The sequence below is a fragment of the Sphingobacterium sp. SGL-16 genome, assembly GCF_011043515.1.
GTDB classification, from domain to species: Bacteria; Bacteroidota; Bacteroidia; order Sphingobacteriales; family Sphingobacteriaceae; genus Sphingobacterium; species Sphingobacterium litopenaei.
The window spans coordinates 1-12,711 of the sequence record NZ_JAAKGQ010000040.1 but is presented as its reverse complement, the minus strand read 5'-3'; the positions used below and the strand labels follow the sequence as shown (position 1 = coordinate 12,711).

The window sequence follows — 12,711 nt, the reverse complement described above, 5'->3', positions numbered from 1 at the left end:
ACATTATTCAATAAAAAGATGATGAAGGGTAGCTTTTGAAATGATTTTGGTCGTTTTTCATAGTAAATTAAAGCCAGAACAAATCTGTAATATGATTGTATTAGCCAGCTATTTTGAGTAAATTTGCGACTTTAAAAAAGTATAATTTCATGACCAGTAGAGAAATACGCGCAGCGTTTTTGGATTTTTTTCAAAGCAAATCACATCATATTGTACCATCTGCTCCAGTGGTAGTTAAAAATGACCCTACTTTAATGTTTACAAATGCCGGAATGAATCAGTTCAAAGAATTGTTTTTGGGTGAGGCAGCGGTCAAATATCCGAGAGTAGCCGATACACAGCGTTGTTTGCGCGTATCTGGTAAACACAATGACTTAGAGGAAGTAGGTATTGATACTTACCACCATACGTTATTTGAAATGTTGGGTAACTGGTCATTTGGTGACTACTTCAAAAAAGAAGCTATTGAATGGGCTTGGGAATTGTTGACGGAGGTGTTGAAGTTGGACAAAGACCGTTTGTACGTAACGATTTTTGAAGGTGATGCTTCGGAAAATTTGGAACGTGATACAGAAGCGTACGATTTCTGGAAGAAACATATTGCAGAAGACAGAATCTTATTAGGTAATAAAAAGGATAATTTTTGGGAAATGGGTGACCAAGGACCTTGTGGACCTTGTTCAGAAATCCATTTTGATATGCGTTCACCAGAAGAACGCGCACAAGTAAAAGGCCAAGATTTGGTAAATGCAGACCATCCTCAAGTTATTGAGATTTGGAACTTGGTATTTATGCAATTCAACCGTTTGAAAAACGGAAGTCTTGAACCCCTACCAAACAAACATGTGGATACGGGTATGGGCTTTGAGCGTTTGGTACGTTGTATTCAAGGCAAAACATCGAATTACGATACAGATGTTTTCCAAGGTTTGATTGGTTATATTTCAGAGAAATCAGGTATTAAATATGGTGCTGACGAGAAGACAGATATCGCAATGCGCGTTATTTCTGACCACATTCGTGCAGTAAGTTTTGCAATTGCAGATGGTCAGTTGCCGTCAAATAATAAAGCTGGTTACGTAATTCGTCGTATTTTACGTCGTGCTGTACGTTATGCCTATACTTTCTTGAATTTCAAAAATCCTTTCTTCCACGAATTGGTTCCTGTTTTGGCAGAGCAATTCAAAGGTGTTTTTGATGAATTGTATCAACAACAAGATTTCGTAGAGAAAGTTATTTTAGAAGAAGAAGTTTCTTTCTTGCGTACCTTGACTACAGGTATTCAACGTTTCGAAAATTACGCAGAAGGCAATCAAGTAATTGATGGTGATTTTGCTTTTGAATTGTTCGATACGTATGGTTTCCCTATTGACTTGACAGAATTGTTGGCTCGTGAAAAAGGCTTGACTGTGGATATGGAAGCTTTTGATAAAGCTTTGCAAGCTCAGAAAGAGCGTTCAAGAGCGGCTACAGCAATTGATACGGGCGACTGGGTAATTGTAAGTGATAATGAAGATACAGAATTCGTAGGTTACGATACATTAACTGCGAAAACAGAAATCGTCAAATACCGTAAAGTTTCGGCTAAAGGTAAAGACCAATATCAATTAGTATTGTCGGTTACGCCTTTCTATGCAGAAGGCGGTGGTCAAGTAGGTGATACTGGTGTTTTAGTTTCTGAATCAGGTGAGAAAGTTTATGTTACAGATACGAAAAAAGAAAATGGTCTTTTTGTTCACTTTGTGAATCAATTGCCATCTTCTTTGGAAGGTTTCTTTGATGCAAAAGTTGATGCAACTAAACGTTTGGATACAGAATCTAACCACTCGGCTACGCACTTGTTGCATGCTGCATTGAAACAAGTATTGGGTGACCATGTGAATCAAAAAGGTTCATTGGTAAATCCTGATGTCTTGCGTTTTGATATTTCGCATTTCTCAAAAATGACGTATGATGAAATCAAAGCCGTAGAGGATATTGTAAATGCGAAAATTCGTGAGAATATTGCCTTGAAAGAAGAGCGTCAAGTTCCTTATCAAAAAGCGATAGAATCCGGAGTAACGGCATTATTCGGTGAGAAATATGGTGATTACGTTCGTGTAATTACTTTTGATGATAAATTCTCCAAAGAGCTTTGTGGTGGTACGCATGTGAAAGCTACTGGACAAATTGGTTTCTTCAAAATCGTAGCAGAATCGGCAGTTGCTGCGGGGGTTCGTCGTATTGAAGCCATCACAGGTACAAAAGCTGCTGCGGTTATTCGTGAGCATTTCGAGTTGGCGCAAAACATGAAAGAAATCTTAAACAATCCTAAAGATTTCGTTTCTGCAGTTTCTAAAATTGTAGAAGAAAATGGTGCGTTGAAAAAAGAAATCGAGAATGCGGTTCGTGAAAAATCATTAGCCATGAAAAAGGATTTGGAATCTAAATTCGAAGTAATTGATGGGGTGAATTTCTTGTCTTCTAAAGTAGACTTACCAAATGCAGATGCGGTGAAAACTTTAGCGTACGCATTGAAAGGAGCGTTGAATAATTTATTCCTTGTATTAGGTGCTGAATTTGATGGAAAACCTAGCTTAACTGTGGTGGTATCAGAAGACTTAGTAAAAGAAAAAGGATTAAATGCAGGTGCAATTATTCGTGATTTAGCGAAAGATATCGAAGGTGGAGGTGGTGGTCAGCCATTCTTTGCGACAGCAGGTGGTAAAGACGCAAGCGGTTTGGATAAAGCAATTGCAAGAGCAAAAGATTTTTTGACAAAATAAAATAGAAAAAATAACATGAAAAAGCTACAATCTTTTTTGGCGGGTGCAGTATTATTGAGTGTGATAGGATGTTCGAACAAAGACACAATTTCCATTTCAGGAGAAATTCAGAATCCTGGAAACGTGAAAGTAGTAGCTTTTTATGAAGGTGACCGTAAGTTGGATTCCGTCTTTCTTTCGGACCAAAATAAATTCCAATTTGAGCGTGCGGCAACGCAATCGCGTTTGCTTTCTGTTCAAATTGGAAAAAATAAATACCCTATTATCCTGACTCCAGGAGAAAAGGTGAAATTTCAAGCAGATCTACAACAACCTGAAGCTTATCAGGTAGTAGGTTCTGAATTGTCTACGGCTTTGAAACAATTTGCGCCTATCAAAGCGCGTAAGGAGTTTTTGGAAGATTCTTTGCAATCGGATTTTACCAAACGTATTGCTAATAAATCAGAAGCTGAAATTGATGCTTTACGTTCGGAATATTTGGGTGAGTATAAGAAAACCATGAATTTCTACACGAAGGAAGCGGTTTCTTTTGCTGAAAAACACAATGACCTAGCGGGATTCTATGCCGTAAGTACATTGGATCCTGAATTGGCGGAAGCAGAACTAATTGCTTATTCTGATAAAACTAAAGAGATGTTCAAGGATAACGCGATGGTTAATCAATTCCGTGAGGAAATTGAAAAACTGAAGAAATTAGCTGTTGGTCAGCCTGCTCCAGAATTCGAAGCGTATACACCTACTAACAAAACGGTGAAGCTTTCAGATTACCGTGGTAAATATGTGTTGGTGGATTTTTGGGCTTCGTGGTGTATGCCATGTCGTAAGGAAAATCCGAACCTGGTGCGTATTTACAATACGTACAAAGGTAAAGGTTTTGATATTTTGGGAGTGTCGTTGGACAATAATCCGGGCTCGTGGATGCGTGCAATTGAAGAAGATAAGCTGACTTGGACGAATGTATCAGATTTAAAAGCTTGGTCTTCGGATTTGATTATCAACTACCGAATCAAAGCTATCCCAAGTTCGGTGGTATTAGACCCACAAGGAAAAATTATAGCCAAAAATCTTAGAAGTAAAGAATTGGAAGACTTGCTCAAGTCTACTCTATAAGATGAAATATTAATGAAATTGTTAAGCTAGGTTTACGGCTTAACAATTTCATAATATTTGATTAACTTTATCTTACCATGAAGTACATATTTTAGCAAAAAAAGAAGCTATGAGTGCGAAGCAAAAAATACTTGTGGTAGATGATGAGCCAGATATTTTAGACCTCATTTCCTACAACTTAACGCGAGAAGGCTATCAGGTTTTTACCGCTACCAATGGAAGATTAGCCATTGAAAAGGCTAAAGAAGAAAACCCAGATTTAATCATTTTGGATGTCATGATGCCTGTGATGGATGGGATAGAGGCCTGTCGTTTGATGCGTGCTATGCCAGAGTTCAAACATACATTTATGGTGTTTTTGACTGCCAGAAGTGAGGAATATTCTGAAATAGCAGGTTTTCATGTAGGTGCAGATGATTATATCGCTAAGCCAATCAAGCCGCGAGCTTTGATGTCGCGTATCAATGCAATTTTGAGACGTACGAGTCAGGAAGTCGTGGAAACATATTCTGATAAAGTTGCCATTGCAGATTTGGTGATTGATCGTGATGAATTCATTGTTTACCGTGGAACAGATAAAATTATCTTAGCTCGTAAGGAATTTGAATTGCTTTATCTTTTGGCATCTAAGCCTAACAAGGTTTACACGCGCGAACAGATTCTTAAATCCATTTGGGAAGATTCTGTAGTAGTGACAAACCGTACTATAGATGTGCATATTCGTAAACTTCGTGAGAAGATTGGAGAAAGTTATGTTTCAACCGTGAAAGGTGTAGGATATAAGTTTGATTTGAATTAAGAATTATTTCAATTAAGATTTAGAATTTCGATTGACGATTTTTTTTAGTCCGTCATTTCGAATGAAATGAAGTGTAGTGAGAAATCTCATTTGAAGTGTCAATTAGGAAATATCATATCTTTAGATCTCTCCTTAATGTCGAGATGACGTCATCTTAAAAAGTTAATTGCTTCTGACGTCGGAATGACGAAGTAGAAATAAAATAAAAAATCCCGATTAGTTATTTGCTAATCGGGATTTTTTATGTTTAAAATCTCGTAGAGATTATTTGTTTTTATTGTGTTGTGCAGCTTGTTGCTGTCTCATCATTTCTTCCATTTTAGATTGGAAAGAAGATTTCTTTTGCACTTTAGGATTCTTTTTATTCTCTTCCAATTTAGCCAAGATCTTTTCGTCATTGATTGATTGACGGATAATAAATTGTGTTAAGAATGTGAATACCGCACCTAAGAAATAGTAATAGTTTAATCCTGAAGGGAAGTTGTTCAACATGAAGAAGAATAACAATGGCATGATGTAACCGATGTATTTCATTTGGTTACCCATTCCTGAAGTTGCTCCTGAAGTCGCGTTATTGTACCAAGTAGTCAATAAAGTCACTAAAGTCATCAACACACACATTAATGAAATGTGGTTGATACCGAGGAAACCTGAGAATGTAATAGGCGCATCATACGTCGACAAGTCTTGCATCCACAAGAAACTTTCACCTCTTAATTCGAATAAGTTAGGGAAGAAGAAGAAGAAAGCTAATGTGAAAGGCATTTGAAGCAACATTGGCAAACATCCGCCAAGTGGGTTAACCCCAGCTTGTTTATACAACTTCATTTGCTCTTGTTGCAATAACATAGGGTTGTCATCACCAACTTTTTCTTTGATTTCATCCAATTGTGGTTTCAAAACACGCATTTTAGCCATAGACAAGTAGGATTTACGTGTCAACGGGAACATCGCACCTTTTAACAATAATGTTAAGATTAAGATAACGATACCGTAGCTCAATGCATATCCATCTAAGAAATCAAACAATGGAACAGTGATGAATCTGTTGATCCAGCCCATTGGACCCCATCCCATATTGATGATTTTCTCGTATGATTTATCTTCGGCTTTTAAAGTTTTGTACTTGTTAGGTCCAAAGAAATAATTGAATTCGTACGTATTATTTGCTTGCGCGTTGAAAGCTAATTCAGCAGTTGCTTTGTACGTTTTCACCACACCATCTTGCGTCGCAAGTTTAGTTACCAAATTCGTGTTTTCGAACTGTTGTTTCGAAGAAAGGATAGAAGAGAAGAAGTGTTGTTTGAATGCAATCCATTCCAATTTGCTGTCTTCAATTTTCTCTTCGTCATCGCTAGATTCGGACAAGTGGTCGATATCACCCTCAGCATCTTTGAAGAAAACTGATGATTTTTCTCTTTCAGATTTGATGTTTTGCTCTTTTTGTAAAAGTGTAGCTTCCCAATCTAAGATGATTGTTTTTTGCTGAACATCTACCAAATTTTGAATACCTACCGCATTTACATTTAATGCTAAATTGTGACCATCAGTCAATGTGTAGTTATACTCTAAGTATTGGTCTTCTTTGTAATTTAAACGAAGTGTAGCTGATGTAGCTGTTTTATTTACAACCGAGAATACTAAGTCATTCGTGTGAATATTTTCGCCAGCTGCTTTGAAAACAAAACCAAATTTATTGTTTTCACCTTCTAAGATGTTCAATGCTGAACCGTCGAAGTTTTTCTCACCTTTTAATAATACATTCTTAACCTTACCACCTTTTGATGTCAAGTCAATTTTTAGAATGTCATTCTCTAAAGTAACCAATTCTTCTTGGCCTACTTTAGCCGCACCAAAAGGTTTTGCTAAAGCTGCAGAATCCAATTGAACGATTTGGTTTGTTGTATCTTTAACTGCTACCACTCCGCTTTTTGCAGCAGCAATAGAATCTTGTCTTGCTTGTTCTAATTTTATTTCCGCTTCACTAGGTTTCATTAAGTAGAATGATCCCCCGAAGATTAAGAAGATTAAAACTAATCCAATAATGTTATTTCTATCCATTTAAATTGTTTTGGTCAAAAATTATTTCTTTAAAGCTTTTTTGTTTGCTAATGCAGCAGCTACAAAACTAACAAAAAGTGGGTGAGGATTTGCAACAGTTGACTTTAATTCTGGGTGGAATTGACCCGCTACGAAGAAAGGGTGATCTTTTAATTCCACAATCTCTACTAAGCCCGTATCTGGATTGATACCTGAAGCAATCATACCCGCTTTTTCATATTGTTCCAAATATTCATTGTTAAATTCGTAACGGTGACGGTGACGTTCTGAAATTTTCGCTTTGCCATAGATAGCAAAAGCTTTAGTTCCTTTTTTGATTTCACAGTCATATGCACCAAGACGCATTGTGCCGCCCATGTTTTTGATGTTTTTCTGTTCTTCCATCAAGTTGATCACAGGGTGAGGTGTGTTTTCATTCATTTCGAATGAATTTGCATCTTTCAATCCTAATACGTTACGTCCAAATTCGATTACCGAACATTGCATACCCAAACAAATTCCGAAGAAAGGAATTTTGTTTTCACGAACGTATTTAATGGTAGTAAGCTTACCTTCTAAACCTCTTTCTCCGAATCCTGGCGCTACCAATACCCCATCAATATTTTTTAGTTTTTCAGCTACGTTGTCATCAGTCATGCTTTCTGCTGCAAAGTATTTCACTTTTACTTTAGTTTCATTAGCAGCACCAGCGTGAATGAATCCTTCCGTGATAGATTTGTATGCATCCGGAAGTTCTACGTATTTACCTACTAAAGCGATGTTCACTTCATTTGTAGGATTTTTAAGACGACCTAAAAATGCTTTCCAGTTTTCTAGATTAGGCTCATTTTTAGTCGATAATTTCAATTTTGTTAATACCGTCTTGTCTAATTGCTCTTTCAACATCAATAAAGGCACATCATAAATAGTCGACGCATCGATTGATTCGATAACGGCATTGATGTTTACATTACAGAATAAAGCTAATTTTTTACGGATATCTTGTGTCAATTTGTGCTCTGTACGACAAACCAGAATGTCAGGTTGTACACCGTATTCTAATAAAGTCTTCACAGAGTGTTGAGTTGGTTTCGTTTTTAGCTCACCAGCGGCAGCCAAGTAAGGTACTAATGTCAAGTGAATAACTAAAGAATCATTGTTACCCAATTCCCAACGTAGTTGGCGCACCGCTTCTACAAAAGGTAAAGATTCAATATCACCTACCGTACCACCTAATTCTGTGATGACGATGTCGTATTCGCCAGATTGGCCCAGAAGCTGCATGCGACGTTTGATTTCGTCCGTGATATGTGGAACCACCTGTACCGTTTTTCCCAAGTAAGCACCTTCACGTTCTTTTTCGATTACGTGTTTGTAGATACGACCTGTTGTTACATTGTTTGCTTGTGAAGTCGGAACATTCAAGAAGCGTTCGTAGTGTCCTAAGTCAAGGTCAGTTTCAGCACCGTCCTCCGTCACGTAACACTCTCCATGCTCATATGGATTCAGGGTTCCTGGATCGATATTGATGTATGGGTCAAACTTTTGAATGGTAACTTTAAAGCCACGTGCCTGAAGAAGCTTGGCAAGAGAGGCAGCAATAATGCCTTTCCCTAACGACGAGGTTACGCCGCCCGTAACAAAGATATATTTAGTCATAGCAATTATGGAATTTTCAACTCTAGATGTGGGGATTTTACTCCATTACATCAGCCTTATGTACGGGATACAAAGGTAATATTTTTTTCGGGATTAGGGAAATTATAATCATTTGTTAACAATTTCTTGCATGACTTTGACAGGTCAGCGGCAAGAAATTGACTAACGAAGTTTTTGCAATAATTGAATAGTAGGCGCATCAAATTCGGATTCCCCAAAGAGCGACACGCCAGCTGCACCTTTGGTTTTCGCTAATCGAATAGCTTGTTCTAATTCATTTAAATTCTTGAAATCAGGTAAATACAATCCAGCGTACAATGGATATTTTCCTTTTAAAGAATTTACGCCTTCTTCTACAGCAGTGCCGATCCAATGAATGGGTTCTTTGTAAAATCCGTGATAAATCATCGGAAAGACAGCCGAAAGATTCCACATTGGCCAATCTTGTCGCACGATGCGTCGAGCCAAATCTGGAGTAGGGAAGACAGCTGCCGTTACGGGCTTTTGATATTCTTTTGCTACTTCACAAATACGGTTTACTACCTTAGTAATTTGTCCGTATCGGAATGCTCGCCAAGAAAGGCTTTGCTCAGGACGTTGAACTTTATCAATATCGATTCCTGTTTCTTTTAGAAAAGCTTCTTTGCTGTATTTGCTATAACAAAAATCGTAATCAGCTAATTCGGTTGATTGGTCCAAATTATAATTTTCCCAAAGACTAACCGGAAGAATCACGTCGGGATAACGAATGTAGTCCAAATGCAATCCATCCACATCATCCATGGCTAATTGTTCTCGTGCTTTTTCTTCCAGATATTTTGGAACATCGGGATGCGAAGGACACAAAAATCTGTAATATCCCACATAAGGCGGATTAGTCGCACAGGATTTTCCTGAACGGCTTACAGCGTAATATTCTGGATGATTTTCCAATAATTCTTTTTCCCCACGATTCATTGTCCACATCCACCGATGTGCTTCCATTCCCAATTCTTTGGTAAGCTGAAAATGTTTCTTGCTGTAATTTTCAAAGAATAGTCCTCGTACGCCAGCTTCTTTATAGCTTTGGAGTTTCTTTTTTATCTGTGCTTCCGATTCTTTAATATTGGGCCTGATCCATAGCCAATAATCAAATGTAAAGGAAGGTGAAGTTTGAGCTAATAGTTGGGCAGGATTTAGCTGTAAAGTGGCCAGCCCCATTCCGGCTGCTTTCAGAAATGATCGTCTGTTATTCATAATTCGTAGTATAATTTCCGTGGCTATCTATGGTGAAATAATAGTTTTTTCCCTTTTCTTTTAAAAGTATATGATAGAACTTCATGTCTGCTGATAAGGTGATTTGTATATCGTACTTTGATAGATTTTTTTCTACATAAGAAGAAAATCCTTCTAAAAGTTTCAAATCAGCTGTGTAGTACTGATGTTTATTTTTATATAGTTGTTGTAAATAATGAATATTCCAAGCTGTTTTTTCGATGTTATAATACACTGGTAACGCACTCTGCAAATCATCGTCTGCAAATTTGAGGAAACCCCATTTTTCAGGATAATGCATGTTAATAAGTCCAATTGGCGACCACACCCAATTATCTTCTTCAATGATTTTTCCGTTTTCTTTTTTTCGAATGTAGTTTTGATTTATAATATCATGTTGCCATTGCACTCTCGAAAAATTTATTCGCCAATAAGAATTTACTTTTGGGGTAGGGTTACCACCAAAATTCCCTAGTGAAGTAAAAGGTATAGCCATTTCTACTGCCCAATAGGAATCTATATCATTCGGATTGTTCAACGTACCATACACGTGGACGGCTGATTTTATGTTTTTGGTGTCCCAATGCATTACGGCTTGTCCACCAAAACGGTAAGGTTTGGGCATAAGCAAATCCATAACGGTATTGAGTGCGTTGATTTCAATTTCATAATAAACGGGTGAGGATAATTTTGGCTTGATAAAAATTTCAAAGTCATTGTCGTGATAGATAATTGCATCGTGCTGTTTTAAAGTGCCCCAAATATGTGGCTCCTCCAATTTTGCATAGATGTATAAGTTAGCTTCATCCCAAAGCATTTTAAATTGAGTTTGGTATTTGGGTTTAGTTTTGTGAACACCTTCAATATCCATAAATTCTGAAGACCATGGCGCGTTATTCCAAATCGCTTCCATCTTACCATCAATTTCGATTTCTTGAGATATTTTCTTTGCCGTATACACTTTGGGATCACCCTGCAAAGTCTGTACGTGCTGGATAGTATGTTGTGCATTTACGAAATTCGCACCCCCTATAATGAAGAAAAGTATGATCGGAAAAAGTTTATTCATGGTCATACAATTTACATATTTAATTTGTTGTGCCTAACTTTTTCATTCGTTTACAAAGTAAATGCTATAGATTTTTTACATTTAAATAAAATAATAAGATAACTATGGAATATAGAAGAATGGGGAAATCGGGACTGCAATTGAGCGTATTGTCTTTTGGGTCTTGGGTAACATTTGCTCGTCAAACTGATGATCAGGATAATGATAGATTAATGTCGATAGCGTACGAGGCTGGCGTAAATTTCTTTGATAATGCTGAAGTGTATTCTGCAGGCAAATCTGAGGAAATGATGGGGCGTATCTTAAAGCAAAAAGACTGGGATCGTACTTCGTATGTCTTGTCCAGTAAAGCTTTTTTTGGATGGAAGGGTGAAGATAAAAAGCCTAATCAACATGGCTTAAGTCGCAAACATTTGATGGAAGCGTGTCATGAGGCTTTAACTCGCCTTCAAACAGATTATCTGGATTTATATTATTGCCATCGTTCGGATCCAAATGTACCTATGGAAGAGGTGGTGCGTACGATGAATACATTGATTCAGCAAGGAAAGATATTGTACTGGGGTACGAGCGAGTGGTCTGCTGCGGAAATAATGGAAGCACATATGGTCGCAAGAGAATTAGGTTTAGAAGGTCCAGCGGTGGAGCAACCAGAATATAATTTATTCAACCGTCGCAAAATGGAAGCTGAATTCTTGTCCATTTTCCAAAATATCGGCATGGGTACTACGATTTGGAGTCCTTTAGCTTCGGGTTTATTAACTGGAAAATATAATAACGGTATTCCTGAAGGATCAAGAATGTCTTTGGAAGGTTATGAATGGCTAAAAGAAAGATCCGTATTAGATGACAAAATTGCTAAGGTAATTGAATTGGCTAAGATGGCTGATGAACTGGGTGTAAGTTTACCTACATTGTCTATTGCGTGGTGTATCAGCAATCCAAATGTAACTACTGCCATACTAGGAGCTACTAAAGAAAGTCAATTAAATGAAAATCTGAAAGCTTTAGAGGTATTACCTTTGTTGACACCGGAAGTGTTAGCGAAGATTGATGAAATAATGGGTACAAAGCCAGAGATATTAAGGTAAATAAAAAAGGATGTAACATTGTTACATCCTTTTTTATGTTTTGAAACGTCTCGAGTACGTCTAAACTTATTTTGCAATACGTTTAGATTTGATACGAGCAGCTTTACCAGTAAGGCCGCGCAAATAGAATAATTTCGCACGACGTACTTTACCTACGCTGTTTACGTCAATTTTTTCAATGTTAGGAGAGTTTACAGGGAAAATACGTTCAACACCTACACCGTTTGAGATTTTACGAACGGTAAAAGTAGCGTTAGCACCTTCGCTGTTTAATTGGATAACTACACCTTGGTACACCTGAACACGCTCTTTGTTTCCTTCGCGAATTTTATAATGCACGCTGATGGTATCTCCTGCTTTGAAAGCGGGAATCTCATTTCTTACTACCGCTTGTTCTTCTACAAATTTTACTAAATCCATGATTTCGAGTAATTATATAACGATTTATATCCTGTAAAAATCGGAATGCAATATTACAGCTTTTATTTTAATTTTAAAAATCTTTTATTAAAAAGTCACCTCACTTCGAAGGTGAGTGCAAAGGTAGGAATTATATCTGATTTTTCCTATATTATTAAAAAGCATTTTTTGAAAAATCCTGGATTAGGGATCGTGAAAAATTATTTTACAATAAATCAGTGGGTTAATGGACAAATGTGAAAAAAGTCTTGACAAGTAAAGAAATCGCCGTATATTTGCATCACAATCAAACAAAGGTGATACCTTTTCGGGGTGTAGCGTAGCCCGGTATCGCGCCACATTTGGGATGTGGAGGTCGTAGGTTCGAATCCTGCCACCCCGACAAGAAAGCTCTAACGAAAGGTAGGGCTTTTTTCGTTTATAGGGTTGGCAGAAGAGAGCCTAGGTTCAATTCGAAGAAGGCTAAAGGTTGGTGTTTGGAGAATGCGGGGCTAAGCCAATCCT

The 12,711-nt window shown here is 37.4% G+C and carries 9 protein-coding genes and 1 tRNA gene; 5 read left to right on the top strand and 5 right to left on the bottom strand.

Translation table 11 applies throughout. From position 1 onward, the window contains the following. Nucleotides 1-149 precede the first annotated feature (149 nt). The 3 genes from alaS (at nt 150) to G5B32_RS12630 (ending at nt 4,674) form a co-directional block, all read left to right on the top strand. Nucleotides 150-2,765 carry an alanine--tRNA ligase gene (gene alaS, locus G5B32_RS12640; RefSeq protein ID WP_165291892.1) on the top strand — a complete coding sequence of 872 codons (2,616 nt, stop codon included), beginning with the start codon at nt 150-152 and terminating at the stop codon, nt 2,763-2,765. A 15-nt stretch (nt 2,766-2,780) separates the two neighbouring features. Further along, nucleotides 2,781-3,875 (top strand): TlpA family protein disulfide reductase, encoded by a 1,095-nt coding sequence (locus G5B32_RS12635; protein ID WP_165291891.1) that lies wholly within the window; start codon nt 2,781-2,783, stop codon nt 3,873-3,875. Nucleotides 3,876-3,984: 109 nt separating this feature from the next. Further along, nucleotides 3,985-4,674: a response regulator transcription factor gene (locus G5B32_RS12630; RefSeq protein ID WP_165291890.1), complete on the top strand. Its 690-nt coding sequence runs from the start codon at nt 3,985-3,987 to the stop codon at nt 4,672-4,674. A 264-nt stretch (nt 4,675-4,938) separates the two neighbouring features. Here G5B32_RS12630 and yidC read toward each other — a convergent pair whose 3' ends face one another. The 4 genes from yidC to G5B32_RS12610 form a co-directional block, all read right to left on the bottom strand. After that, a complete protein-coding gene (gene yidC / locus G5B32_RS12625) occupies nt 4,939-6,735 on the bottom strand; it encodes a membrane protein insertase YidC (protein ID WP_165291889.1) in 1,797 nt (598 codons plus the stop codon). Nucleotides 6,736-6,756: 21 nt separating this feature from the next. Next, nucleotides 6,757-8,373 (bottom strand): CTP synthase, encoded by a 1,617-nt coding sequence (locus G5B32_RS12620; protein WP_165291888.1) that lies wholly within the window; start codon nt 8,371-8,373, stop codon nt 6,757-6,759. A gap of 162 nt (nt 8,374-8,535) precedes the next feature. Then, nucleotides 8,536-9,609 carry a family 10 glycosylhydrolase gene (locus G5B32_RS12615; protein ID WP_165291887.1) on the bottom strand — a complete coding sequence of 358 codons (1,074 nt, stop codon included), beginning with the start codon at nt 9,607-9,609 and terminating at the stop codon, nt 8,536-8,538. Next, a complete protein-coding gene (locus G5B32_RS12610) occupies nt 9,602-10,696 on the bottom strand; it encodes a carbohydrate-binding family 9-like protein (RefSeq protein ID WP_165291886.1) in 1,095 nt (364 codons plus the stop codon). Before G5B32_RS12610 ends, G5B32_RS12615 begins: the two co-directional genes overlap by 8 nt. A 104-nt stretch (nt 10,697-10,800) precedes the next feature. Here G5B32_RS12610 and G5B32_RS12605 point away from each other — a divergent pair, with 104 nt between their 5' ends. Beyond that, the gene (locus G5B32_RS12605) at nt 10,801-11,787 is read left to right on the top strand and encodes a potassium channel beta subunit family protein (RefSeq protein WP_165291885.1); all 987 of its coding nucleotides are present in this window, start codon (nt 10,801-10,803) and stop codon (nt 11,785-11,787) included. 66 nt (nt 11,788-11,853) lie between these two features. Here G5B32_RS12605 and rplS read toward each other — a convergent pair whose 3' ends face one another. Then, nucleotides 11,854-12,207, bottom strand: coding sequence for a 50S ribosomal protein L19 (gene rplS, locus G5B32_RS12600; RefSeq protein ID WP_165291884.1), 354 nt, complete (start codon nt 12,205-12,207; stop codon nt 11,854-11,856). Nucleotides 12,208-12,515: 308 nt separating this feature from the next. On the opposite strand from rplS, the gene G5B32_RS12595 reads away from it, so the two are divergent. Next, nucleotides 12,516-12,589: transfer RNA gene (locus G5B32_RS12595), tRNA-Pro, on the top strand. The last annotated feature ends 122 nt before the right edge of the window (nt 12,590-12,711 follow it).

Bases quoted from the DNA above. Each gene is read 5' to 3' on its own strand.
- alaS (WP_165291892.1), top strand. From the start codon at position 150: ATGACCAGTAGAGAAATACGCGCAGCGTTTTTGGATTTTTTTCAAAGC.
- G5B32_RS12635 (WP_165291891.1), top strand. From the start codon at position 2,781: ATGAAAAAGCTACAATCTTTTTTGGCGGGTGCAGTATTATTGAGTGTG.
- G5B32_RS12630 (WP_165291890.1), top strand. From the start codon at position 3,985: ATGAGTGCGAAGCAAAAAATACTTGTGGTAGATGATGAGCCAGATATT.
- yidC (WP_165291889.1), bottom strand. From the start codon at position 6,735: ATGGATAGAAATAACATTATTGGATTAGTTTTAATCTTCTTAATCTTC.
- G5B32_RS12620 (WP_165291888.1), bottom strand. From the start codon at position 8,373: ATGACTAAATATATCTTTGTTACGGGCGGCGTAACCTCGTCGTTAGGG.
- G5B32_RS12615 (WP_165291887.1), bottom strand. From the start codon at position 9,609: ATGAATAACAGACGATCATTTCTGAAAGCAGCCGGAATGGGGCTGGCC.
- G5B32_RS12610 (WP_165291886.1), bottom strand. From the start codon at position 10,696: ATGAATAAACTTTTTCCGATCATACTTTTCTTCATTATAGGGGGTGCG.
- G5B32_RS12605 (WP_165291885.1), top strand. From the start codon at position 10,801: ATGGAATATAGAAGAATGGGGAAATCGGGACTGCAATTGAGCGTATTG.
- rplS (WP_165291884.1), bottom strand. From the start codon at position 12,207: ATGGATTTAGTAAAATTTGTAGAAGAACAAGCGGTAGTAAGAAATGAG.